Origin of the sequence: Chitinophaga rhizophila (assembly GCF_019492185.1) — a bacterium.
Taxonomy (GTDB): domain Bacteria; phylum Bacteroidota; class Bacteroidia; order Chitinophagales; family Chitinophagaceae; genus Chitinophaga; species Chitinophaga rhizophila.
Genome location: NZ_JAICCF010000002.1, coordinates 12,439 through 37,152, shown reverse-complemented (window position 1 = coordinate 37,152; position 24,714 = coordinate 12,439). Strand labels below are relative to the sequence as shown.

The following is a 24,714-nucleotide window of genomic DNA, read 5'->3' as shown; positions in this document are numbered from 1 at the left end:
CTTTTTTCCTTTATGTATCACATGTGTCTTACCACTCAATAGCTATCTGTGTATCACGTTGTCTAATCCCTTCCAGCGATAACAATGCTGCTTTCGTTTTTAATCCGCCTGCAAATCCAGTTAATGCCCCGGAAGCTCCTATCACTCTGTGACAAGGTACAATGATGGATATCGGATTACGGCCATTCGCAGCGCCTACTGCACGTACTGCTTTTGGTCTCCCCAATTGATCGGCAATCTGCGTATAACTGCGTGTTTGTCCGTACGGAATAGCCGACAGCGCTGTCCATACTTCCTGTTGAAATGATGTTCCTACAGGAGCCAGCTTAACCGTAAAGTGATGACGCGTACCTGCGAAATATTCCTCTAACTGTTGCGTTGTTTCCAGAAGTATCGGATGAGAATCATCATATATAGTTGCTTTAGGTTGTACACGACCTGGATTGTCATTCTCCCATAAGATAGCGGCCAGCCCTTCATCTGCAGCTATCAATGTAAGCCTTCCCACCGGCGTATCCATGTACTTATATACGTATTGCATATAGCTAGCTGTTTTTCGTTTTGCCCTGCTGATTAACGCCGGACTGACTTCTGTATGTATTTCTTTGTATATAAAAGACAGGGCGTATTTGTTGCCCTCTGCAGATCTTATCTTCCATGAAAGTTATTATTTTTTCGTGGAACTATCATTCCATACTGTCCGGTTTACCAATACAATCTTCCAGCTATGTCTGTGTGCCGCTAGGGTTGTTCATTCAGGCTGACAGACCGTGCCTGCCGTCCTTTGCTGCTACGGCTGTGCTGCTGCAAAGCGAAAATGCTGTTATTTTATGTTATAAAATTTGCTTAAGTTCAGGCCTTGAATTTAAAAGTATTATTATGCGTATCAGACTCAGATATTGCCTGCTGTTATTGATCAGCCTTCCGGCATTGGCACAGAAACCGAAAGTAGGATTAAGTCTCACCAGTAGCAAGCAGCACCAGATTTCAGTGTACAAAGGTACTATCATTGTGAATGGTAATAAGACGTTCACTTTCAAACAGGATAGTATTAACTATGCCAGCAAGCGTAACCGCGTGGAAGAGGACAAAGGCAGTGTATTCCTGTTTTTAGATGTAAAGGATGGTCCGAAGAAAAATAAGCTGTATGTATTCAGCATTAATAATTCAATTGCTGATTCTGTATTGACAACTATCAGTTCTGATATTAAAGACTGGGATCATGACGGCTTACTGGAATTTGGTGGTAGCGAAGCAGGAGAGCTCTATCCATCTGCAGATTCCATGTATTACGTGCCGGCTAAATTCTACGAAATCAAAAAAGGAAAGCTTGTGTACGACGCAGAATATACCGAGAAGATTGACACTAAAGTAAATGGCGTATTTATTGCCAATCCTTTGGAGAATAATGGTAAATACAAGGTTATTCCTAAAAAACGTCGTTCCTGACCGGGTGGCGTTTCTTTGCTATAAAGCCCTTTGGCATTCGTGCTGAAGGGCTTTTGTTTTGTTTCACTATTTGTAAACCCTACCACGGCTGGATAACAGTGCCTAGAACTATAAGTTTCATGGCCCGGAAATCTATTTGCCTTGACCAATATCCGCCAAAACACTTTCCAACGCACTGTTAAACTTGTCCGTACTCTCCAACATCGGATAGTGCCCCGTAGGACCTACTTCGTATAATTTGTACCTGATCTTTAGTTTGGTAAAAGCCGCCGTATCAGTGGGAAATCCGCTACTGTTGATCAGGTACAGGGTATGTGAATACTGAGGCAATTTCCGGGCAAGCGGATAACGGTCATTCAACTCAAGACAATCAACGGCAATAGTAGTATCAGCAGTAAGTATATCGATAGTGACCCTGTGCATGATCGCTGTATCAGTATTCTTTGCAAACAGCCATTGATTGATTACAGCAGGCCCCATGGACTCCCGGAAATTCTCCCTGGCGCTTTGGTAAAAAGCATCATTTTCTTTTCTTAATGCATCCGTTTCTTCGTAGTCAGCGTCTTTGAAATTATCTACTCCAACAATTGCAATCACATCTTCAGGATGCTCAAGAGCAGTTTCAAGTACGATGGCTCCACTCATGGAATGGCCTACTAAAATCACATTTTTTAGTCCCAGCCGGGAGATCATGGTATGAATGTCCTTTCCATAGTTTTCAACAGACCAGGTATCCCGTTGTTTACCAGACTTACCGAATCCCGGCAGATCAATTGTCACCACACGGTACCTGGGCGCAAAATGCTCCTTCTGCGCACTCCAGTACGTATTATTGATGCACCAGCCATGAACAAACAGGAGAGTAGTGTCGCCGCTTTTAGAATCTTCATAATTGATGTGTGCGCCCTGACTGGTAATACTTACAGTATCGTTATGCTGTGTACGGGAAGCGGTCTGATTGTTATTATTGCCACAGGCAAGAAGAAATAACAGCATCAGGCTGCAGGGGGTGAACCTGGTCATGGTTTATAGTTGTTAGCAGGCAATTTACAATAAGAAATCTTACTATAATATTTTAAGCAGGGATAGTAGCGTTTGCGATGCAGTCGATCACTTTTTCAGCGTTGCAATTATTCAGCCCCGCACCCCAACAGCCATTAAATTCCAGGATAAACCAGCCACGTTCTTCACTAAAGGCAATATCAATAACAACGGCAACAGGTAACCTGTCTTGATAAGCGCAGACAAATTCAGTAAGAAACTCATAACCGATGCTAAGATCTCCTTCTCCTTCATACCACGCAAGATCCAGAATAATGCCTTGCAGTACATAACTTCTGGCTTCGCCTTTGATATCATGAATGATCTCGGCCATCAATACCAGTTCATCGTGCTGTAAGCCGGTTATCACGTCATTAAAGAGCTCCTGTTGATAAAATATACCTGCCAGGAACAGCTTGGGTATAACGGGTTTAACGAATGCGGGAAAACAGGCCTTGCCAATCTTACTGACCGGCAATAGCTGTATCGTTCTCTTCGACCACTTAACCTCCATTTCTGCAATAAGCGCATCATCAGGAGATAGCAAATTTACATTATAGATCTGCGCAAGTACCAGTGCAAACGTCTGGTTACCATAAATTGCGATAGACTGACTGGAAAGCTGCTCGTCTTTAACCCAGTATTTTCCAAGCCGCATGACACTTCCGCCTTTCCTGCGCCATGCAGCTTCTACCTGCTCAAATTCAATATCTGTTTTTTCTGGTATCAGTAAGGTAGCGGGACTGCTCATAAGAGCCAAGATACATAAATATGTGCTTGGTTGGCAATTGGACAATAGTAGCCATATTAAAATAGAGGGAATATTAAGTGCACACTGGTTGCGGGGGATAGCTTTGGAAAGCAATCAAATAGAGTAGATCTTACATTGAAGATCAAACTTTTTAAAGAAAAATTTGGCAGTGAGTTTTAAGATCCATAATTTCGCGCCGTCTTCGGGGCGTAGCGTAGCCCGGTATCGCGCCTGCTTTGGGAGCAGGAGGTCGCAGGTTCGAATCCTGCCGCCCCGACACAAAAAAGGACAGAATGGAATCTATACCATTCTGTCCTTTTTGCTTTCTGGCGGAATAACCATTACCATGCCCTGGCGGTGGCCCGGCGGGTTTGGCTACTGCCACAGCAGTGAGCCCGGTTTTGGCTGGCCGGGACGCCTTCGTTAGATAGCCCTCTTTTCCATACAACCCTCATGCACCATAACCAGCCTGTTCCGTATGTGAATAATCAATCAGCTGGCCATAGCGCTCCCTTCCAAATTCCGGAATGTGTACTTACCCATTACTATCGATACAATCGATTCCCAAATTTGCCATTCCTATGGTATAACCTTTCACTAATTCCCGCTTTACCTTTTAGTCCAAACCAGCACTTTTTCGTCACTTCGAGGTCACTTCAATATCCCCGGGATATTGAAGTGACCTCGAAGTGACCTTTTGGTGACCCGATGATATGAAACATTAGACAAGAATAGACCCATCCCACAACACCTGTTATGCCACATCCGCCGGTACGGGACTAACCCTCTATCCCGCAAAAGTGCATGCTCCGTTGAGCTGGTTATTATAATAGGCTTACCGTGTGATAGGCAGGTGCCGGGGCAAAAACATGTAGCAACACTTCAGCAGTTATATCATAAATTATTGTTGAATATTAATATTTTCAATTCTTTGACGCGTTGGATGGCTGATCATGAGATGGTTTATTAATCAAAGATGGCCACCCTCTCAGATAGCGCTTTTTCATCATCTTTACCTGGTATACTGATCAATGGCAATCCCTTGGAGAATGGTATTACGATCATTTGCAATAGTTTTATACCTTTGCATCCCAATTGAAGATTATGCTTGAAAATTTGAAAATAGGAATATTAGGAGGCGGTCAGCTAGGTGGTATGCTGATTCGGCACGCCATAGATCTGGGCCTCAGCGTTTCAGTAATGGATAAAGATGCAAATGCGCCTTGCGCCCGTCATACTTCCTCATTTTTCTGTGCCGATCCGAAATCTTATGAAGCAGTACTGGAATTTGGTAAAGACCTCGATGTGATTACCATAGAAATGGAGGCGGTGAATATAGATGCCTTAAGTGAACTGCAAAAGCAGGGTAAAAAGGTGTTTCCTTCTCCTGATACCATCAAGGTGATTCAGGACAAGTTTACACAGAAACAGTTCCTGCTTTCTCATAATATACCGGTAGTACCAGGTGAGGCAGTCGAAAATAAAGATGATCTGCAACGGTATGAAAACAAACTGCCTGGCTGTCTGAAAAAGCGCCGGAATGGTTATGACGGATATGGAGTAATGGTGCTGAAAACAGCGGCTGATATAGCTAAAGCTTTCGATGAACCATGTGTATTGGAAGAATTAGTTGACATCAAACATGAGATCTCCGTTATAGTTGCCAGAAATGAACATGGCGCTGTAAAATGCTATGATCCTGTAATGATGGTGTTTTCTGAGGAGAAGTTTGTACTTGACTTTCAGGTAGCGCCTGCACAGTTAGACGAAAGCCTGTTGAAAGAAGCAAATGCGCTTGCTGAGAAAATTGCAGATGCATTGCAGCTAGTGGGTATTCTTGCGGTGGAGATGTTTGTCACCAAAGACAATAAGATCCTTGTAAATGAGCTTGCACCAAGACCTCACAATAGTGGTCACCATACAATAGAAGCCAGCATCACATCACAGTATGAGCAATTGCTGCGCGCTATATTAGGTCTGCCGTTGGGCGCAACTGACCTTCATTTCCCTTCATTCATGCTGAACATACTGGAGACGGAAGGACTGAATGCTAACAGGGCTGAAAAACTACAGCAACTGTTGGATATCAAAGGTGCACACCTTCACTGGTATGGTAAGAAAGGTAATAGATTAGGCCGCAAAGTCGGACATGTTACTATCACAGACAGTACAATGGAAGGTATTGTCTCAAAAGCTGACACCATTCGGAAAATTTTAAATTAAGAAATATGAAAGAGGTAGAAGTAGGCATTATTATGGGCAGTAGTTCTGATGCGCCTATTATGCGTCAGGCAATAGAGGTGTTGAAGAAATTCGACATAGGTTACGAGTTCAGTGTTGTATCTGCACACCGTAGTCCCCAGAGAATGTTTGAATACGCCGCTGCTGCTGAAGGACGTGGTCTCAAGATCATTATCGCAGGCGCTGGTGGCGCTGCACATTTGCCAGGTATGGTTGCTGCTATCACTACTTTGCCTGTAGTAGGCGTTCCGATTAAGTCTTCCAATTCCCTGGATGGCTGGGATTCTTTGCTGTCTATCGTACAGATGCCTGGTGATATACCTGTAGCTACTGTAAGTGTAAATGGTGCACGTAATGCCGGTTTACTGGCAGTGCAAATTCTGGCTACCAGCAATAGCACGCTCAGAGAAAAGCTGGCAGCAATGAAAAAGGAAAACCATGAGAAGGTGCTTCAGCAGAACGAAACACTGGAACAGTTCTAGTTGCATGTGTTCGTAGCACGTGTTCGTATGCATATGAACGTTATAGCAGTATTACTATATTAGCTATAGATATTATACACAGCGATATCGGATGGAGATCTTTCTGCATTTACCTGGATATATCAGCATATTATATAAAAGCCCGCAAGCATTGTGTTTGCGGGCTTTTGCATGTTTGGCTATTGATGGATAATATAAGTAGATTATTTCCTCCGGGATAGTATCCATTGTGCTTACAGCGATCTGTATATGTCGAATAATAGCAGTGCACTATAACGATGTGTGTTACTTACGGTTCGCATATTAGTTTGCAGTAGTGATGTGTCATGTCGTACACTATTTTTTGGCAGAAGTATTACTGGCCGTGCGTTTAAAAGTACCGCCGCCAATCCTGGTAAAGCGTACATTTTTCACACCGAAGTTGGAGATACTGAAAGCGGTAATTGCTTTTCCGTCTTTAATAAATGCTATATCAAATGGGAATGTATTGATGCCAGAGAAAGCATATTCACCCTTACGATTCAATACAATGTCTTTCAATCTTGTATGATGCATTGTTAGTGTATCGTTGCTGACTGCTATCTTGTACTTTGTATCCAGCTCTTCGCTGTAATATTCTCCTGCCAGCTCATTGAGATTCGTCTTGTAGTCAGCAGTTGTATCCTTTAGTGGCGTGGCTGCATCTGCCGTATTGCCAGGGGCTTCATTTAGTTTATCCTTCAGATAAAATCCAACGATCTGTTTCCCTGTATTTAAGATGTCATAATGTTCATCATTACTAAGGGCAACGATGGCGAAATTTTGTTCCGGTACTCTGAATAGCCAGGCGCGATATCCTGCAACATGTCCGCCATGACTATACACATTCAGGCCCCTGTACCGCCAGCTTACCTGGCCTTTGCTGTGATACAGTGTGTCGTTTGCGGAGATAGCATAAATTACTGGCTTATTATTGTCCAGCAGGGAGATGGTATTAAATGCTTTGATGAGCGCAGCGTCTCCTACTTTGGGTGTTGTAAAGTTAGCCGCCCATCGGGTCATATCTTCGGCGGTGGTATAAAGGCTGGTTGGTCCCACATTAGAGAAGATCAGTTCTCTTCTTTCATATACGCCATTTGCTTTTTCATAGGAATAGGCACGGTTCTTTATAATCTTGTGGTAGTCGTCATAAAATTGTGTATTCACCATTCCAAGAGGTTCAAAGATGTACTTTTTCGTATACGCGGAGAATGACAGTCCGCTTACTCTATGGATCAGTTCTGCCAGCAGCGTGTAACCGGTATTGCTATATCCGAATGTAGTACCAGGTGTGAAGTTCAGCTCTTTTTGTCTTGCGAGCAGCCGCAATATCTGATCAGTTGTAATAACATCTTCTTCCTGCCAGCCGGCAATGGTGAGAAATGCCCATTCATCTTTTATTCCGCCGGTATGTGCCAGCAGATGCCTTATTCTGACAGGCTTTTCATAGTCAGGCAACTCAGGGAAATATCTTCTGATATCATCTTCCATAGAGATCTTACCTTGTTTTTCGAGCAGGTAGATAGCAAAGGCAGTGAACTGTTTGGAAACGGATGCACTCTGAAAGACGGTAGATGGTGTGATAGGAATACCATATTCCAGGTTGGCAGTTCCGTAACCTTTCTGGAAGATCGTCTGACCATCTTTTACAACCGCTATTGCTACTCCGGGAGTAGTGGTATTATACGCAGCAAAAAGGCTGTCCATCTGCTGCGTTGCCCTATCTGTCGCCTGACGGGCCATACTGCTGTATGTGGTTAGCAAAAGCAGGCAGGAGGTAAGTAAGGTAATCATTTTCATGTGGATGCTTATTTACTTATGTGAATCTTTGGGTAATGGTTTCGGGCAACACTAAATGATATAAACTTCGGGTGATGCACTTTTCTTTGCCGGCGCATCTTGTCTGAAATGGAATGTGTCAGGGTACAATATATGGTATTTCTGTGAAGAGATATAAATAGAGCGGGAGGAGGGTAGATGGTAACAAATATTATGTAATTTCCGGTTGTGATGGAAACAAAGGACCTGCATGCTTTAAGAGCTGCTATACAACGATTTATTCTGCTAACAGATGAAGAATGGGAGATGCTGGTACCAGATCTTCAATATTGCTATCTTTCCCGGGGAGAACATTGGATTACGGAAGGGCAAAAGGAGCGGTATATGGGTTTTGTATTGGAGGGTGATATGCGTCATTTTTATACACGTGACGGAGAGGAGAAAACAACCTACTTTTATTTTGAGAACCATCTCGTTGGATCGTATTTCAGCGCTATCAATAATACGCCTTCACGCCTTACGATTGAAGCCCTGACGGATGTACGGCTACTGACTTTTTCCTATGCACACCTTAAATCGTTGTATGATCAGTGTCCGAAATGGGAAAGATTCGGGCGGATGGTAGCAGAATATCTGGCTGCCGGACTGGAAGAACGCATGGCGGGATTGCTGACAATGAGTCCGGAGGAGCGGTATATTGAATTGCTGCAGGGAAATAAGCATAAGATCCTTGAAAGGATTCCGCAGCACTATATCGCCAACTACCTTGGTATCACACCCGTTAGTCTGAGCCGGATCCGTAAACGTTTATCAGACAAATAGCATTTATTATCTTTTGTTAACGTATTCAGGGCAGGCGACCTCCGATCTTTGCATTATGAAAACGTCAACATCTATGAAGTACTTATTACAGGTAGAAGCAATCGTTCCTTTTATTATATCAGTAGTATTGATCAATCTATTACCGGTTCACTTTGCTTGGTGGGCATGGATACTATTGTTCCTGGCTCCGGATATCAGTATGGTTGGCTACGCTATAAATAACAGGGTAGGAGCCGTAGTTTATAATATCTTTCATCACCAGCTGGTGGCTATATTGGTATGGGTAGCGGGACTCCTGATGCATCAGCCGTATATTCAGCTGGCGGGTCTGATTCTATTAGGACATAGCAGTCTGGATAGAGCGATGGGTTATGGCCTGAAGCGGGAAGAAGGCTTTAAATATACCCATCTCAGTACTTTGTAAGCTAAGAGTGACAAGGGAATATAGTTGTATAAAACCTTCAACCAGTTGAATATTTTTCCGGTAACGGGCATATACCTTCGTTGGAAATAAATAGATAACAGATGCTGACATTACCCGAAATCAAAGAAGGAAATGGTCCTATACTGATGCTCAATATGGTGAGATTCAAAGACCGGCGTTTATATTTTGAGGAGTATCTTCCTGCATTCTATCAGGTAGTAGAAAAACTGGGGCTATCAGGTGCTAAAGTGATAATGACAAACGATGTAATTGCTAATCTGGTAGTTACTGACGGAGAGGCGTGGGATGCTATTGTACTGGTGGAATATCCAAGTGTAGCAGCTTTCGCTACAATGGCTCAAAGTAAGGAATACCATGAGATAGCCGAACCTTTACGTCTCGCCGCTTTATCGGATATCAGGTTGTTTATGACCCGTAGTATTGCGTACTAATACGTAAATTAGTACATGTTTGAGTTGATCATGTCCAACTTCGCTATGCATATTGCACTTGCCCCTGAAGAACAGGAGCAGGTGCAATATGCGCTGCAGCAGAAGACGGTATCCCGGCGAACCATGTTAGTGCATCCTGGCACTGTTCAGCGGCATATTTACTTTGTAAATAAGGGGTGTCTGCGAATGTTTTATACAGATACAGATGGACAGGAGCATAACATCTGTTTTCATCCGGAAAATTGGTGGGCAGTGGATATTGCCAGTTTCTTTAAAGAGAAGCCATCGACGAACAGTATTCAGGCACTGGAAGATACGGAGGTGTATTGTCTGACACTACCACAGCTGGAAGCGTTGTTTCTAGCCGTACCTAAGTTTGAACGTTTTTTCCGTATACTAACCCAAAACGGATATGATATGTATCAGCGGCGTCTTGTGTCCAGTCTGTCGAAAGACGCCGGAAAACGGTACCAGGAGTTTCGCAGGCGCTACCCTGGATTAGAGCAGCGCATTGCGCAGAAGCACATAGCCAGCTACCTGGGTATTACACCTGCATTTCTCAGTATGATGCGTAAAGACAGGAAACTGTAGTTGGTGTGCTGCCATCTGTAATGCGGCTGCTTTCCATTCATACTTTTTCTATACCATTTATAAGCTGAAGCTCCTAAATTGCGGACGATTCAACCAAATCGTCACATATGAGAAGATTTATTTTATTTATTTCAATGATTATTGTGCAAACAAGCTTTGCACAGGATGAAGGGTACAAAATGCCGCCTAAAGCGATAGCAGATCTGCTGCTCGCCAGGCCAACACCAGCAGTGAGTGTAGACGGTCACGGTACCTGGATGTTGCTGATGGAAAGAAACAGCTATCCGAGTGTAGAAGAGCTGGCCCAGCCGGAATTGCGTATTGCAGGCCAGCGTATCAATCCTAATAATTATGCTCCTAGCAGGCAGACGTTCATCAATAATTTCAAACTGAAAGATATTAATGCCGGTAAGGAGTTTGCTGTTGCCGGATTACCTGCGGGGATGCTGGCCGGCAATGTGGAATGGAGTCCCAATGAAAAGAAGATTGCCTTTACCAATACGACGAATAAGTCAGTAGATCTTTATGTGATTGATGTTGCTGCCCGTAAAGCTGTTAAAGTCAATAAGCAGCCGCTGAATATACTACTGGGTCCGGAATTTACCTGGATGGACGATAACACATTGCTGTATAAGACGATCCTGCAGCCGGCTACTGCCGCGCCAGTCAGGTCATTAATGTCATCAGGTCCTGCTATTCAGCAGAATCTCGGTAAGGTAGCACCCAGCCGTACCTATCAGGATCTGATCAAGTCTCCTTATGATGAGAAGCTGTTTGCATTTTATGGTACCGCACAATTGGTGAAAAATGTAAACGGAGTTGAAACGAAGATAGGAGAGCCGGCTATTTATAATGCTTATAGCATGTCCCCCGATAAAAAGTATCTGCTTACACGCGTGATCAACAAGCCATTCTCTTACCTGGTACCCGCTTATGGATTTAACTCTTCTTTGAAAGTTACCGATCTCACAGGTAAAGTGCTGAAAGAGCTGGCAGTGTTGCCATCAACAGAATTATCGCCATCAGGTTATGACAACGTATTGAATGCACCACGTTATTTTGAATGGCGCAGTGATGAACCTGCTACAGTAGTATGGTGTGCGCCGCTGGATAGTGGTATTTACAAGAGCAGGAAAGATTATCATGATGCGGTGTATGCATTAAGCGCTCCTTTTACCGGAACAGCGAAAGAATTATTTAAGACCGGCTGGCGTTATGCCGGTATTACCTGGGGAAATGATAAGTTAGCACTGGTAACTGAGCGTCAGCAAAGTAAGCAGACAACACGTGTGAGTCGCTATAATCCTTCTACCGGCGAATTGGAAACACTGTTTGAAAGGAATATTACTGACGCTTATAATAATCCGGGTACACCAGTTACTGAGAAAAATAAGTATGGTAAGCAGGTAATCAAAACGATTGATAATGGTACTAAACTATTGATGAACAATCATGTAGGAAGTTCAGCTAAAGGTGATCTGCCATTTATCGCGAAGTTTGACCTCAGTACAAAGAAGAACGAGATTATCTGGCGTTGCCAGGAAGGTACATTTGAAACGGTAACAGATGTGATCGATGCAGAAAAGCTGGTATTACTGACCCGCAGGGAGTCTCAGAAGGAAATGCCTAATTACTTCATCAAAAACCTGATCCTGCGTGTGGCTGACAGACCTATCACCAGCTTTACCAATCCCTATCCGCAGCTGGAAGGTATCAGCAAACAGAAAGTAAGTTACAAGAGAGCTGACGGCGTAGATCTGACCGGAGACCTGTATCTGCCAAAGGATTATGATCCGAAGAAGGATGGGCCATTGCCTGTATTGATGTGGGCATACCCAAGGGAATTTAACAATGCAGCCGATGCAGCACAGATCCGCGGATCACAGCATCGTTTTACAATGGTTAGTTATGGTGGTCCTGTATTCTGGGTAACACAGGGATATGCAGTACTCGACAACACCGAGATGCCGATTGTTGCTACTGATTCTACTAAAAAACCAAATGACAATTTCGTAGATCAGCTGAGAATGAATGCGGAAGCTGCTATTAATAAGCTGGCCGAGATGGGCGTAGGAGATAGTACACGTGTCGCTATCGGCGGACACAGCTACGGCGCATTTATGACTGCTAACCTGTTGGCGCATACTAATCTGTTTAAGGCAGGTATTGCCCGCAGTGGTGCTTATAACAGAACATTGACACCTTTTGGTTTCCAGAATGAAGAGCGCACCTATTGGGAAGCGCCAGATCTGTACAGCGGAATGAGTCCGTTCAGCTATGCGAATAAGATTAAAACGCCATTATTGCTGATACACGGCGAAATGGATGATAACCCGGGTACCTTTCCTATCCAGAGTGAGCGTTTATTTAACGCAGTAAAAGGACATGGAGGTATAATACGTTATGTGGTTTTACCTTATGAGGCGCATGGCTATAAAGGCAGGGAAAATCTGTTGCATATGTTGTATGAGGAGAATGCCTGGCTGGAGAAATATGTGAAGGAAGGAGGCAAACAAACTGCTGCAACGAAGAAATAAGAGGCTGCTGATTGCCAGTCAGGGTCGTTGCAGATAACGACGTCTCAGACAGGCAATCATGAGTGGCAATACAGGGAAATTATTACAGTAGCTGCCGGAAGGTTATTCACTTAGCCTTCCGGTTCAGCTTTCCCAATCTACCTCCTGCAATGTACCCCCAATATCCGTTCTTACTACCAGTAGCTGATTGCAAGGGCTTCCGCCTATATCATAAGTGTAATCAAAGATGGCAAATTGGTTACTGCTCTCCGGATACAATCCTATACGTATCAACTTTAGCTTACCTAATAAATATCTGGGTTTATTACTGAATCCGAAGCCTCGATAGTATGCCTTTTTTATCGGATTGTTTTCCAGATCCAACAACTCCTTTTTATCCATGTGTTCAAGCATTTCCGTGATGTATGGTAGCGTTTCTCCGGTCCTGGTAACGAAGTCCTGCTTTATATAGTCATTTGTCCGCACTCCGAGAGCTGCCGCGTTGTTAAGAAATGTACTGATACTATCTGCCAGCAGCAGATCAATAGATGGTCCGTTAAAGTTGAGATCTACTGAAACAGGATTTCCAGAAAGAATGATTTTTGTCTGATAGTAATCCTTCAATTCAGCTATGTTAATATTGCCAAAATAAGGGAAGTGGTATAGCATAATAATCCGTTTTTGTATGCAGGAAGAGTAATGAGAGTGATGGCTCCGGCATTTATTCCTGATTTCAGCCTTTGATGCAATATTAGTACAAATATGTTGTTCAGGATTTGTGCAGCGTGGAGAAGGGTGAGCGCTGTGGGATAGTAACGAAGACCATGGTATATTAAGCTCTAGTCCCGTTTGTATTTTGATATAGAAACTGAATATTAATTACCCTCACCAATATATTACATTAGAAAAATAAGTTGACTTTTTCAACCTTATTTGCTTTCTTTGTGCTGTCTATTGGTTGAAAAAGTCAACTAAATAGGTCTCAGTAAAGCTGATCATTTTACAGGATCAAATCCATTATTACTTACTGGACGCAGGAGTAGTACATCTTTTCAAATTAACAAACAGTGACAATTATGCCAACGATCGCTTTATCAGATATTCAGATCAGAAACACCTTAGTTCCGGGGGATCTGGGCTACATAGCATATATACATGGAGACTTGTACGCCAAGGAATGTGGGTATGGCATCAACTTCGAGGCTTATGTGCTCGACGGATTGAAAGACTTTGCCCGTGAATATAGCATCATTCGGGACAGAGTCTGGATCTGTGAACATAATGGGCAGATGATTGGCAGCCTGATAGCCCAGCATCGCGCGGAGCAGGTACAGCTGCGCTATTTCATTTTCCGCCCGGAATATCGGGGTATAGGTCTGGGCAAGCACCTCCTGCAGGAGTTCATCGGCTTCATGAAAGAAAAAGAGATCAGGCGTGCTTACTTATGGACGACCGATGAGCAACATACAGCCACCGCATTGTATGAGAGATTTGGGTTCACTCTGACAGAAGAAAAGGAATTTGATAGCTTTGATAAAAAGCTCGTCGAAAGGCGTTTTGACCTTGTTCTATTCTGATTAAAGATTCTAGTATGCAAGAGAAACAGAAAACAATAGACAGTATCCGGTCCTTCAACCGGTATTATACAGGATTGATTGGCCTGCTGGATGATCATTTGCTTGATAGTGAGTATTCTTTAGTGGAAGCCCGCATCCTTTATGAGATTCATACTCATCAACCTGTAAGCGCGTCTCATATAATGTCGGAAATAGATATTGATAAGGGGTATTTAAGCCGTGTACTTAAGCAGTTTGAAAGGAAGGGACTTATCTCAAAACAGCTTTCAGAAGAAGATGCCCGCGTCAGTCTGGTGTCTTTAACATCATCTGGTTCAGCACTTTTCAATGAGCTGAACAAGGCGTCTGACCAGCAGGTAATTACATTGATAAAGAGGCTTTCCAGGCAACAGCAGCAACAACTGGTGGCACATATGGAGGCAATCAGGGAGCTGTTACGATAGCAGGGGGGACACCGTCAGTCTACGGGATGGCAAAAGACTTCTCATAAGGTTTGATTTTCTTAACTTTGTACTATGAGAAGCATGCCTGTTTGTACCGTTGCAGGATTTCAACCTGCTGATTTCAGAGGATTTAAAGTATACGAAATATCCGGAACATCCTATCCGGCACTGGTGTATGGCCGGCGGGATGTATATAAGATTGTGCTGACCACCGGAAACATGCGTATCTGCTATGGCGACCAGGTGTTTGATATGGACGACACATTTCTCTTCTTTGGTAACCCATATATCCCTTATTCCGTAGAGCATCATTCTGCCGAGCAGCAGGGATTTGCCTGTCTGTTTACTGAGGCCTTTATTGACAGCAGGGAACGGAAGGACAGTCTGCTGAACTCAGCCCTATTCCGGTATGACGGAACGCCGGTTGTACCTGTAAGTAGAGAACAAGCCGCATTCGTTACAACCCTTTACCAGACGATGATATCAGCGTATGATGGCGACTATAACAGAAAGGATGAAATGCTCCGGAACTGCATTGATCTAATTATGCACGAGGCCTTGCGGATACTACCGCAGGTAGTACAACAGGAGAAAAATGCGGCAGGCAGAATCACCTATCTGTTTCTTGAAATGCTGGAAAGGCAGTTCCCTATCGGATCGGTCGGGGAAGCGTTGAAGCTTAGAAATCCGGCAGACTATGCCGCCAGCCTGTCTGTTCATGTTAATTACCTGAACCGGTCTGTTAAAGAGATCACTGGTAAACCTATCTCTGTACATATTGCGGAACGGGTGGTAGCAGAAGCAAAGGCCCTGTTACTACATAGCAACTGGAGCGTTGCTGATATCGCCTACGGCCTTGGTTTTGAGTATCCCAGCTACTTCAATAATTACTTCAAACGCGTCAGCGGTCATACCCCTAACACTTTCAGGAAAGCCCAGGGCAAAGTATGAATTTCATAACTTTTCGTTTGATTCTCTTTATTACCGTCTATCGTTTCGGCGGAGCTTTGTGTGCATAAAATAAATCAGCCGGCCCTTTAATGCTGGTCTTGTTTACACTTTAACCATACAACAAACATGGAAAAGGAAACAATCATTGAATCGGGATTGAAGGTAGCGGCTATCGCCGGAGAAGGAACAGCAGTGATATCTGTAAGTCCGGTGATACTGTCTGCGCCAGAAAGAGGAACTGACATAGAGGTACGCATCTCTGCACCTATTACCGGCGACCAGCTGCCTATCATTGTATTCGCTCATGGGTATGGATCGTCATTGGACGGGTATGCTCCGCTGGTCAACTACTGGGCAGCCCACGGCTTTGTAGTAGTACAGCCCACTTTTCTTGATTCCCGGACATTAGCACTCGGACAGGATGATCCGCGTACCCCTCTGATCTGGAAATACCGGGTGAGCGATATGAAGCGTATACTGGATGACCTTAACATCATTATTGAGGCTATCCCCGGACTCAGTGAACGGGTGGACAAGACGCGCATAGCGGCTGCAGGCCATTCCTTTGGTGCACAGACAACAGGTATGTTGCTTGGCGCGAGGATCCTGGATGCAGACGGTAATCCGGGAGAGGACCTGTCAGATGCGAGAATTAAAGCAGGTATCTTACTCTGTGCTGCCGGCCGTGGCGGAGAAGACCTGAGTCCCTTTGCAGCTGCCAATTATCCATTCATGAATCCGGGTTATAGCTATATGACGACACCTACACTTATTGTAGCCGGCGATCAGGATCATTCTCCTTTAACTGTTCGGGGACCTGAATGGTTCTATGATGCATACTTACTCAGTCCCGGAGATAAGTGGCTATTGACGTTATTTGGCGGAGAGCACCTGCTTGGTGGTATTTCCGGTTACCTGGTGACGGAAACCAGTGATGAAAACCCTGAGCGGGTAGCAGCAGTGCAAGCGCTTACCTGGGCTTATCTGCGTAGTGCGCTTTATGCCGGAGATAAGACCTGGGAAACAGCCTGCAATGCATTTATGGATGTACAGCAACCCATCGGAAGCATAAAAGGCAAGGCGCAGGAAAACGCCTAATAAGACGCCTGATAGCCACCTGATGCCTGCTTAAGCGCCAGTGATCCGGATCAGTGAGACTGCCTGTCTTGGTAGACGTACCTTCACTTTGAATGTACCGTTTTCTACCCGTACCTTTTCGGGGGAAGATAAGAGTTGCAGCTGGCCGGATCCTTCCAGTGTTTTATATTGTTCCGGGGTAGGAGACTGGGGGGATCCCATTTTCTTCCATACCTCATAGGAATTGCTATGTTCCTGGTCTATGCGGTAATGGTGGAGCGTACCCTTTTTGAAAGGTATGTTCCGGATAGACAACTCTACCGCTGCTTCTCCTTCGATAATATCATCGTCATGATAATTCCAAAGCATGACTGTTACGGATTTCTTATCTGTAGCAGCCAATCCATTGACGTCTGTTTGTTCTCCGCGTACTCCGGCTGTCATGATTGTCTTTGCATTGTAGGTCAGATCTCCTGATACCTCCACCTGGTTGCCTCTCATCATGCCTAGCATACGGAAGACGTTCAGCACAGGTTTATCTACGCCATTGGTTGCCAGCTCCCGGAAACCATAGAACCATGGTTGATCTTCAAACTCAAAAGACCAGTTCACAGCACCGATGATGTTTGTACCATATGCAGCGTCCAATTCCAGGATACGTGCAATAGAAGCAGCCGTATAGCTGGAGTACATCGTGCCGTTACGGTAAGCGTTCTGCGGATCTGTCTTCATACCACAGGCTGCACAGCCTTCAGGATCAGATTCCCCAATAATAATAGGAATATTTTTCATGGCAGGAAAGGAGGATATCACCTTCAAATGCCTGTCTACATCTTTCAGCTGATTATTCATGCCCATGCGTACTCTATTATTTGTAAATACAGGAGCGCCCTTAGCATGAAATGCCAGGAAGTCAATAGGAGCGCCTGTTTGACCTGTCGCTTCATTCTTTTCACTCAGGCAGTGTACAATAAACTTACGCATAAACTCTCCTGCTCCTCCTGTTACATGCGGTCCTCCCATTCTGGCAGTAGGTAGCGCTCTCTTAACAGCAGCTGAAGCATAATCATACATCTTACAGTAGACCTTGAATTTATCATCCACCAGCAGGTAGTACCCATCTGCTTCATTCCATAGCTCCCAATACCATGTTTCTACTTCTTCCTTTCCATAACGCTCAATGCAATGCTTTACCCACTGGTAGATCAGTTCAGCCCATTTGTCATAATCTTTAGGTGGATATGCCCAGCCAGTACAGATCTCTTTATAGTTCCGGCCAGGCTGCCAATAATGGCGATAAGGGTCGGGATTAGTAGACAATGCTTCGGGCATAAAGCCTATCTGTGCCAGCGGCTTCATTTTCTGGTTAATATAAGTGTCGAAGATTGAGTCAACAATTCTCCAGCTATAAATGGGATTACCATCTTTATCCTCGGTATACATATTGGTAGATCCCCATTTAAGGGCGGCAGTACCATCGCCGGTATTCATCAGATTATGCGCACGAACATATACCGGAACAGGACTTAACGCTGCCAGCTCTGATAATAACTTCCGTCCGTCTTTCATATAGGTATAGTTCGGCTCATCATAGCCAAACCACGCCCATATAGGTTTAAGTGGTCCTTTCTGTTTTTGTACATCAACAGTAATGGAAACAGGTCGCTGCTGACCGGATACCAGTACAGCATGAAGGCAACAAATAAACAACAGTAATTTGATTTTCATTTAACAGGAATTTGTCAGTGTTCTTATCTGCCGTACCTCTGGTGTTATATCACAGGTATTATCGAATGCCTGCGGTAGGTGCGTACGGCGTAAACTGGTCAACAGTGCCCTGAATGTAGTGAATTACTGTCAGTTTTACAACCAAAAAGAAAGGTTTTCGGGAAAGCTAATACTTTTCCGTTAATATTGCCGGTACTGTGGCAATCACATAGTCTGACAATTATGTATCACCCTTTTCCTTACCCCACCCCATACTCAATTCCACTTACTGGTACCAGCTTATAACTACCCATCCCGTAAGCAGGATTAATATCTACAAACTCAAACTGATCTATTCCGGCTACTTTCGCTTTAAACATCTCTGCCGCTGCCTCTTTAGTCCAGTCCACCGGATAATAGAAGCCATCAAACTGAATATTATGTGCCAGCACTTTAAAGTCATGCACAAAGCCATTGCCACCATAATACGTCAGTTCAATCTTGCCTGTCCATTCAAGGTCAAGTCCCTGACTTGTCTTAAGGAATCTGAGGTGATGGTCTGCGCAGGAGTCATGGCCCTGCAGGTAGATGTGAAAGGCAAATTCCTCTTCGGAGAAGGGGAGTGGATCTGCTGAAAGTCTTTCCGGCAATGCGTTAAAGCGCAGCAAGTCGTTGCCGGTATCTACCAGTATACCGGGAGTGCCATAGTAACTGGAAGATAGTATGCATTCTCCTCCGAAGACAATAGTAGGTTTCCAGCCCTCCGGGTATTGTATGTCTTCTTCTTCTACATCGATATGGATGTCGATGGTTTTCAGGTGAAAATCGAAATAGATTTGCCCGTCGTTATCCAGGCGTCCTCCCCAGGCAAATTCGGCTAATGCGTGTCCATCCGGGAAAGCGCTCTCATAAAGATTTATCGTGCCTACAGTACTCATATCAGCTTTGTTATACTACTGATCTCAGCAGGAGGGGCAAGCTGGAGGTTGTCCTGATCCTACATTGATCGAAGTGTGCCAATATAGTGAAAATATACTATGTAATGGCAGGCACTCATCAACCTGGTCCTGTCACCAATGGTTTACAGGATGTTGGAAAACTGACAGATCACTGGCGTCAGCGATGGATTATACAGCGGGCCTCACCTCCGCTTATCTTTTAAATGTATCAGAGGGGCTGCAGGAACCAGCGTTGATTAACGCCATTCAGCCACGCCCATAACTGGATATTAGCGCCATCATTGGCTGACTGACCAGCGTCAAGATCCAGTACTCTGCCGCTGCGCTTATTGATGATAGCATAGCTGCCACCGCTTTCGGGGCGTACGGCCCATTGCTGATTGTCTCCACTTAGCCAGTCCCATTGTTGTACTTTGGTAGCATTTGCCGCAATCAGGTTGGCATCGCTATCCAGCACTTTGCCGCTGGCAAGACTGGTGATACGGTAGTAGCCATTACCCAGGTACGTAAACACCCACTTCTGGTTCACGCCATCCAGCCATGACCACTGTTGTACTTTAGCGCCATTGTTGCCAACACCGCCGGCATCTACATCTACCACTTTGCCACTGGCTACGCTGGTGATTCTGTAAGTGCCATCTGCAATGGCATTAGTACCATTGATAGTACCATATAAGTACCTTAGTGCTACCTGGTCATTAGTATTGAAAGGACGGTTAATACCATTACCAATACAGGCAAGCATAAAGCTGTTCGGATCAGCGGCTGTAGGTGTACCTGGTATATGATCTGCGCCTATGCCGGCAACGCCTTCATTACCGCCCACGCCGCAACTGTAGGTACGGTTGAAATAGTCTGTATGGCGGAAGCCGATAGTATGACCTATCTCATGCGCAATAATCGTAGCCATCCATCCCTGGTTAGGGTTGCTGCCAATATACGCAGCATTTAACCTGATCGGGCTGGGAGGATTACCCAGTGCATCCGGGAAACCGGCTGACTGTCCCAGTACGCCTGATCCCAGGTTGGCATTGATGATATCAATCTCTCCGCCGCTGGCTACCCGCTGGAAAGATATACGCAGGCCCATTGCATTGTACCGGGCAATAGCCTCGTCGGTCGCAGTTACATATGCTGCGGGCAGATTGGTTACTGATACTGTAATTACACGATGTGCAGAAGTAGCGATGATATTCCACGTCTGGTATTGTTCCGATTTCGCGATCACTACTTTTCTGTCATTATGCTGCTCGTCAAAGGAATGATCAGGTAGAAAGATATCGCCTTCTACGACGTAACCATCTTCAACTCTTCTTACTTCATGCGTGCTGAAGCCCAGGGCTTTGATCTTGGCGATCACATCCTGGCTGATCTCATTCGGGGTTTGTTGCCTGACCTGGTCCTTCTTACAGGAGAAAAGGATAGTGCTGCATACCAGGGCGCATAGGAACGCTTTAAGGAGATGATGCATTGTTAATTCGTTTGGATTTGGTTAAAAGTATATTGTAACAAAAGGGTGGGTGAGGCCCGCATTATTTAGTGGAAAGTTTAAATGTTTGTCTCTAATGTTGTGTCATGCAATTTACCAAATGGTATCGACAAAGACTTTTCCATTCTAGCTAAGGGTCGTAAAACGGCGCATTTTTCAATATTATCCAACCTGTCTTTTTCCACTATTCAACAATTATCAATCCTGCTATAACAATACTTTTCATTCATTCAATCTCCGCAAATACTGTGTTAAAACTCCTCTAATCTTCCACTATAACACCTGCAGTGAATTGATGTATTTTCGGTCTTCACCTAAATCATTTTTGATGGCTAAGCAAACATCTTTAATCACATTCACCGGCCGGTTAGGAAAGATGATCGGCTACTGCCGTAATAAGCGGTATTATCTGCGTAGCGTACCGGAAAGAGTACGGCAAACGGAGGCTACTGTGCGCGCAGCAAAGCGTTTTGGTATTGCCAGCAGGAAAGGGGCATTGATCCGTCATGCGATACAAAGTCACCTGGATATAAAGTATGACAGTACTACTGTCAACCGGCTGAACAAGTTGTTGATACAGGGAGGAACAGACAACCTGAAGACGATCACAGGCTTCCGTTTCAATACACATGCCGGTGTGGCAAGTTTCTTTACTAAAAAGCCGGTAGTGAGACGGGACGGTATTGTAGCAATACCTGCACAATCATTGCTGGTGGGTAAGGACGTCAGAACTGTAGTGGTAAAAGTTATTACCTCCCGTATTGACTTTACCAGCCATCGTATCATTGCAACGGATACCATTTTTACGACTATTGACGCCGGCCAGCCTTTCAGTGGATTATCCGTTCCTGTTGATCTGCCGGGTCTTGGTATTATATTGGTTGCCATGCAGATCACTTGCATCGGGAATGGATATGAAATTGCTGGGAAGGATAGTTATGCGGCAGATATTATTGGCGTGCAACTGCCACAGGAGCAGGAGTATATTGACAGAGAGTTATCGCTGTCTATCCCTAGGGCAGATTACATACACAAGGTATGTTGTGATAACAATAAGACATATCTTGAAAGCATACACGTTCAACGTGAATAGGCATGCTGCCAGTAAAGAATGATACAGGTGAGTTTACATATCCATTGAATACTATATTGACATATTACTACTGTACATCACAAACTGATCGTACTATCTGCAGGTCTATCCTGTAATGGCCTCCCTGTGCCTGTTAGATAACGGCTGCGCTATATATCTGACTAATCTCCGCTCCAATATCGTCAGATAACATGTCCGTATCAAGTCCACCTACATATCGTTGCTTCTTCATCCCTTTGCCGTATCATTTACCTCATTTGGGCTTCTACCGTCTTACATCATGCCTGCTTTACCGTGTTGATGATGCTTTGCTGTGCGTACCCCTGTTCTTAGCAGGAAGGAAGCGCATATTGCGCATCTATGTGTATTTGTTGGCGGAACAAGCGTTATAGTATATTGTAGTGTATGCTTTATAGTGATGATATCAAAAAACTCTATATCTGCAAAGACCGAAACGTGTCTGATTCTCCGGATTTTTCCGGAAATTCATAGAAGGGTATATAAAATGACGTGCCATGAAGACACTTTTCTTTTCTGCGAAGCCTTATGAGAAGGCTTCCTTTAATGAGCATAACAACAGCTATCACCAGCAAATCGAATATCTGGATACGCATCTTGGTCCGCATATCGTAAATGCAGTGGAAGAAGGTACTTTCGCCGTCTGCGTGTTTGTAAATGACCGGCTCACGCCGGAAGTGATTGAAGTGCTGGCAGCTAAAGGTGTGAAAGTGATTGCCCTGCGTTGTGCGGGATTCAATAATGTGCATCTGGATACAGCGCGCAGACTGGGTATCAGGGTATGCAGAGTACCGGCTTATTCACCGGAAGCGGTTGCAGAACATGCAGTGGCTATGTTGCTGACATTGAACCGTAAAACCCATAAGGCATATAACCGTGTGAGAGAACAGAACTTTTCGCTGAACGGATTATTAGGTTTCAATCTCTACGGTAAAACCGCAGGTGTAATCGGTACCGGCAAGATTGGACGGGCCTTCGCGAAGATAATGCAAGGCTTCGGCTGCCGCGTACTGGCTTATGATCTTTTCCCTGATGAAACATTAAAACAGGCAGGCGTTCAATACACCAGCTTTGACGAACTGCTGCAACAGTCAGATATTCTTTCCCTTCATTGTCCGCTGACGCCGGAGAACCGTTACCTGATTAATGAAAAAACGCTTAATAAGGCCAAATCCGGCGTTACTATTATCAATACCAGCCGTGGAGGTCTGATTAATACAAAAGATGCCATAGAGGCCCTTAAAACGGGTAAAATCGCCTATTTGGGAATTGATGTATATGAGCAGGAAGAAAAGCTGTTCTTCCATGATCTTTCCGGTGCAATCATCGCAGATGACCTGATACAGCGCCTGATGAGTTTTCCGAACGTGCTGGTTACGGGGCATCAGGCCTTCCTCACTACTGAGGCATTGGCACAGATCGCAGATACTACACTCAGTAGTATCGCCGCATTTGCTGCTGGTCAGGATCCCGATCCTGCCCGTATTCTTGTATAACCTAGGATGGTAGACGCCTGACAGCGGACTGATATATAAAATAAAGTAATATATTTGTGCCGCGCTCTGGCATCAAACTATCCCGACTATATGAAAATACACCTATATCTCTATACCTTATTATCCTTCTATTTGTATGGTTGTCAGCAACCTGCCAGAATCGTATACCAGGACAACCAGGGAAATATCATTACGGCAGCAGATCTGACAACATATACAGGTGAAGTAGATTATAACATGACGGACGATCAGCACATACAGCCTGCCGCTCAGCAGCTGCATAACGAAGCCAGAACACTGGGACAATCCGGTCAGTATGAGGCGTCAATACTCAAACTGGAAGCTGCCATTAAACTGGCTCCAAACTGGGCATACCCCTTATATGATCTGGCGTTTACCTATCTGTTAAAAGGAGATTCCGCGAAAGCGCTGGACTACTATCAGCAGACAGATAAACTACAACCCAGGGGGTTCTTCACCGCTAAAACTGCCATCTATGCGCTGGAAGGTGAGAAGGCTGGTAAATTTCCATCCGGCCTTTATATGGCCTATCTGCAGATAGAATGGACCACCGATGAAACTGAGAAACTGAGCATTGCCCGGGCTATCACCCAGCAATTTCCTGACTTCGCACCGGCATGGAAAGAACTGGCTGGTCTGCTGGATGATGATACGCAAAGACTGGAAGCCATTAACACCGGACTGCTAAAATCGCCGGATGCAGAAACAAAAGGAATGTTGCTGATCAACAAAGCACTGGTGCTCAATAATAAAGGCGAGAAAGAAAATGCACGGCTGCTGCTGGGCGAATTGATCTTTGCCGCCGAGACAACTACTGCAAATATTGCAATTGCCCGTATGGCCCTGAAGTCTATCGAAGAAAATACTCCTGCCAGTTAAATGGCTATCCTGAAATAAAAATTTGGCCGCGCAGCTTTGAGGTATAAAAGATCCTATATTTGCGCCGTTTAAGTTCTTTTTCTTTCCCCAACTAAAAAAGGTTCTGCTTAAGTGCAGATTAATAGGGAATCGTGTGTGAATCACGAACTGTCCCGCAACTGTAAGTAACGCTACGGTTGCTGCCAGCAATAGTCCACTGGTCATCTATCATGACTGGGAAGGACGGCAGCAATGTTACAAGTCAGGAGACCTGCCTTTTTTATGATGGCAATGCTTTCGTGGACTGAAGCAACGTCTGGTTTGGAGGTTTTGTATCCGGTAATACGCGTATTGCCGGAAATAGGTATGTACTTATTACAAATCCTCAGACCTTTTCTGTAACGCTACATCCGACGGCATGGTAAAGTTCAGGAAGAACAATGTTTCATTTTCTTCAAC

General features: G+C 44.5%; 23 protein-coding genes, 1 tRNA gene and 1 riboswitch. Of the genes, 16 read left to right on the top strand and 8 right to left on the bottom strand.

Annotation, left to right across the window (positions count from 1 at the left end):
- Positions 1 to 28: 28 nt before the first annotated feature.
- The gene (locus K1Y79_RS09165) at positions 29 to 541 is read right to left on the bottom strand and encodes a methylated-DNA--[protein]-cysteine S-methyltransferase (protein WP_220249720.1); all 513 of its coding nucleotides are present in this window, start codon (positions 539 to 541) and stop codon (positions 29 to 31) included.
- 338 nt (positions 542 to 879) lie between these two features.
- Here K1Y79_RS09165 and K1Y79_RS09160 point away from each other — a divergent pair, with 338 nt between their 5' ends.
- The gene (locus K1Y79_RS09160) at positions 880 to 1,449 is read left to right on the top strand and encodes a hypothetical protein (RefSeq protein ID WP_220249719.1); all 570 of its coding nucleotides are present in this window, start codon (positions 880 to 882) and stop codon (positions 1,447 to 1,449) included.
- Between the two features lie 132 nt (positions 1,450 to 1,581).
- Here the strand turns inward: K1Y79_RS09160 and K1Y79_RS09155 are convergent, their stop codons facing one another.
- Positions 1,582 to 2,472 carry an alpha/beta fold hydrolase gene (locus tag K1Y79_RS09155; RefSeq protein ID WP_220249718.1) on the bottom strand — a complete coding sequence of 297 codons (891 nt, stop codon included), beginning with the start codon at positions 2,470 to 2,472 and terminating at the stop codon, positions 1,582 to 1,584.
- A gap of 52 nt (positions 2,473 to 2,524) precedes the next feature.
- Positions 2,525 to 3,241, bottom strand: a complete 717-nt coding sequence (locus K1Y79_RS09150) for an ATP-grasp domain-containing protein (RefSeq protein WP_220249717.1) — start codon at positions 3,239 to 3,241, stop codon at positions 2,525 to 2,527.
- A 203-nt stretch (positions 3,242 to 3,444) separates the two neighbouring features.
- Between K1Y79_RS09150 and K1Y79_RS09145 the strand changes: the two genes are divergently transcribed.
- From K1Y79_RS09145 to purE, 3 genes are all read left to right on the top strand, one after another.
- Positions 3,445 to 3,518 (top strand) — tRNA-Pro (locus K1Y79_RS09145).
- 827 nt (positions 3,519 to 4,345) lie between these two features.
- Complete coding sequence (locus K1Y79_RS09140; protein ID WP_220249716.1) at positions 4,346 to 5,464, top strand: 5-(carboxyamino)imidazole ribonucleotide synthase; 1,119 nt, start codon at positions 4,346 to 4,348, stop codon at positions 5,462 to 5,464.
- Between the two features lie 5 nt (positions 5,465 to 5,469).
- Positions 5,470 to 5,964, top strand: a complete 495-nt coding sequence (purE, locus tag K1Y79_RS09135; RefSeq protein ID WP_220249715.1) for a 5-(carboxyamino)imidazole ribonucleotide mutase — start codon at positions 5,470 to 5,472, stop codon at positions 5,962 to 5,964.
- 336 nt (positions 5,965 to 6,300) lie between these two features.
- Here the strand turns inward: purE and K1Y79_RS09130 are convergent, their stop codons facing one another.
- On the bottom strand, positions 6,301 to 7,782 hold the full coding sequence (locus tag K1Y79_RS09130) for a serine hydrolase domain-containing protein (protein WP_220249714.1): 1,482 nt from the start codon (positions 7,780 to 7,782) through the stop codon (positions 6,301 to 6,303).
- Between the two features lie 210 nt (positions 7,783 to 7,992).
- Between K1Y79_RS09130 and K1Y79_RS09125 the strand changes: the two genes are divergently transcribed.
- The 5 genes from K1Y79_RS09125 to K1Y79_RS09105 all read left to right on the top strand — a co-directional run bounded on the left by K1Y79_RS09125 (position 7,993) and on the right by K1Y79_RS09105 (position 12,587).
- Entirely contained in the window at positions 7,993 to 8,583 is a 591-nt protein-coding gene (locus K1Y79_RS09125) for a Crp/Fnr family transcriptional regulator (protein WP_220249713.1), read from the top strand.
- Positions 8,584 to 8,656: 73 nt separating this feature from the next.
- Entirely contained in the window at positions 8,657 to 9,007 is a 351-nt protein-coding gene (locus K1Y79_RS09120) for a DUF4260 domain-containing protein (RefSeq protein ID WP_220249712.1), read from the top strand.
- Between the two features lie 101 nt (positions 9,008 to 9,108).
- On the top strand, positions 9,109 to 9,459 hold the full coding sequence (locus K1Y79_RS09115) for a DUF1330 domain-containing protein (protein WP_220249711.1): 351 nt from the start codon (positions 9,109 to 9,111) through the stop codon (positions 9,457 to 9,459).
- Between the two features lie 15 nt (positions 9,460 to 9,474).
- Positions 9,475 to 10,050 carry a Crp/Fnr family transcriptional regulator gene (locus K1Y79_RS09110; protein WP_220249710.1) on the top strand — a complete coding sequence of 192 codons (576 nt, stop codon included), beginning with the start codon at positions 9,475 to 9,477 and terminating at the stop codon, positions 10,048 to 10,050.
- A 107-nt stretch (positions 10,051 to 10,157) separates the two neighbouring features.
- Entirely contained in the window at positions 10,158 to 12,587 is a 2,430-nt protein-coding gene (locus tag K1Y79_RS09105; protein WP_220249709.1) for an alpha/beta hydrolase family protein, read from the top strand.
- A 123-nt stretch (positions 12,588 to 12,710) separates the two neighbouring features.
- Here the strand turns inward: K1Y79_RS09105 and K1Y79_RS09100 are convergent, their stop codons facing one another.
- Positions 12,711 to 13,235 (bottom strand): DUF2004 domain-containing protein, encoded by a 525-nt coding sequence (locus K1Y79_RS09100; RefSeq protein ID WP_220249708.1) that lies wholly within the window; start codon positions 13,233 to 13,235, stop codon positions 12,711 to 12,713.
- 407 nt (positions 13,236 to 13,642) lie between these two features.
- On the opposite strand from K1Y79_RS09100, the gene K1Y79_RS09095 reads away from it, so the two are divergent.
- The 4 genes from K1Y79_RS09095 (at position 13,643) to K1Y79_RS09080 (ending at position 16,635) form a co-directional block, all read left to right on the top strand.
- The gene (locus K1Y79_RS09095) at positions 13,643 to 14,143 is read left to right on the top strand and encodes a GNAT family N-acetyltransferase (RefSeq protein ID WP_220249707.1); all 501 of its coding nucleotides are present in this window, start codon (positions 13,643 to 13,645) and stop codon (positions 14,141 to 14,143) included.
- A 14-nt stretch (positions 14,144 to 14,157) separates the two neighbouring features.
- On the top strand, positions 14,158 to 14,586 hold the full coding sequence (locus K1Y79_RS09090; RefSeq protein WP_220249706.1) for a MarR family winged helix-turn-helix transcriptional regulator: 429 nt from the start codon (positions 14,158 to 14,160) through the stop codon (positions 14,584 to 14,586).
- 72 nt (positions 14,587 to 14,658) lie between these two features.
- Positions 14,659 to 15,537, top strand: coding sequence for a helix-turn-helix domain-containing protein (locus K1Y79_RS09085; protein WP_220249705.1), 879 nt, complete (start codon positions 14,659 to 14,661; stop codon positions 15,535 to 15,537).
- A gap of 126 nt (positions 15,538 to 15,663) precedes the next feature.
- A complete protein-coding gene (locus K1Y79_RS09080; protein ID WP_220249704.1) occupies positions 15,664 to 16,635 on the top strand; it encodes an alpha/beta hydrolase family protein in 972 nt (323 codons plus the stop codon).
- 30 nt (positions 16,636 to 16,665) lie between these two features.
- Here K1Y79_RS09080 and K1Y79_RS09075 read toward each other — a convergent pair whose 3' ends face one another.
- From K1Y79_RS09075 to K1Y79_RS09065, 3 genes are all read right to left on the bottom strand, one after another.
- Positions 16,666 to 18,342 carry a GH39 family glycosyl hydrolase gene (locus tag K1Y79_RS09075; protein ID WP_220249703.1) on the bottom strand — a complete coding sequence of 559 codons (1,677 nt, stop codon included), beginning with the start codon at positions 18,340 to 18,342 and terminating at the stop codon, positions 16,666 to 16,668.
- Between the two features lie 239 nt (positions 18,343 to 18,581).
- Complete coding sequence (locus K1Y79_RS09070; RefSeq protein ID WP_220249702.1) at positions 18,582 to 19,259, bottom strand: hypothetical protein; 678 nt, start codon at positions 19,257 to 19,259, stop codon at positions 18,582 to 18,584.
- A gap of 229 nt (positions 19,260 to 19,488) precedes the next feature.
- Positions 19,489 to 20,751, bottom strand: a complete 1,263-nt coding sequence (locus tag K1Y79_RS09065) for a M57 family metalloprotease (protein WP_220249701.1) — start codon at positions 20,749 to 20,751, stop codon at positions 19,489 to 19,491.
- 346 nt (positions 20,752 to 21,097) lie between these two features.
- Here K1Y79_RS09065 and K1Y79_RS09060 point away from each other — a divergent pair, with 346 nt between their 5' ends.
- The 3 genes from K1Y79_RS09060 to K1Y79_RS09050 all read left to right on the top strand — a co-directional run bounded on the left by K1Y79_RS09060 (position 21,098) and on the right by K1Y79_RS09050 (position 24,276).
- Positions 21,098 to 21,862, top strand: coding sequence for a hypothetical protein (locus tag K1Y79_RS09060; protein ID WP_220249700.1), 765 nt, complete (start codon positions 21,098 to 21,100; stop codon positions 21,860 to 21,862).
- Between the two features lie 515 nt (positions 21,863 to 22,377).
- Positions 22,378 to 23,376 carry a 2-hydroxyacid dehydrogenase gene (locus tag K1Y79_RS09055; protein WP_220249699.1) on the top strand — a complete coding sequence of 333 codons (999 nt, stop codon included), beginning with the start codon at positions 22,378 to 22,380 and terminating at the stop codon, positions 23,374 to 23,376.
- Between the two features lie 90 nt (positions 23,377 to 23,466).
- Positions 23,467 to 24,276: a tetratricopeptide repeat protein gene (locus K1Y79_RS09050; protein WP_220249698.1), complete on the top strand. Its 810-nt coding sequence runs from the start codon at positions 23,467 to 23,469 to the stop codon at positions 24,274 to 24,276.
- An 81-nt stretch (positions 24,277 to 24,357) separates the two neighbouring features.
- Positions 24,358 to 24,548: riboswitch (cobalamin riboswitch) on the top strand.
- Positions 24,549 to 24,714 lie beyond the last annotated feature (166 nt).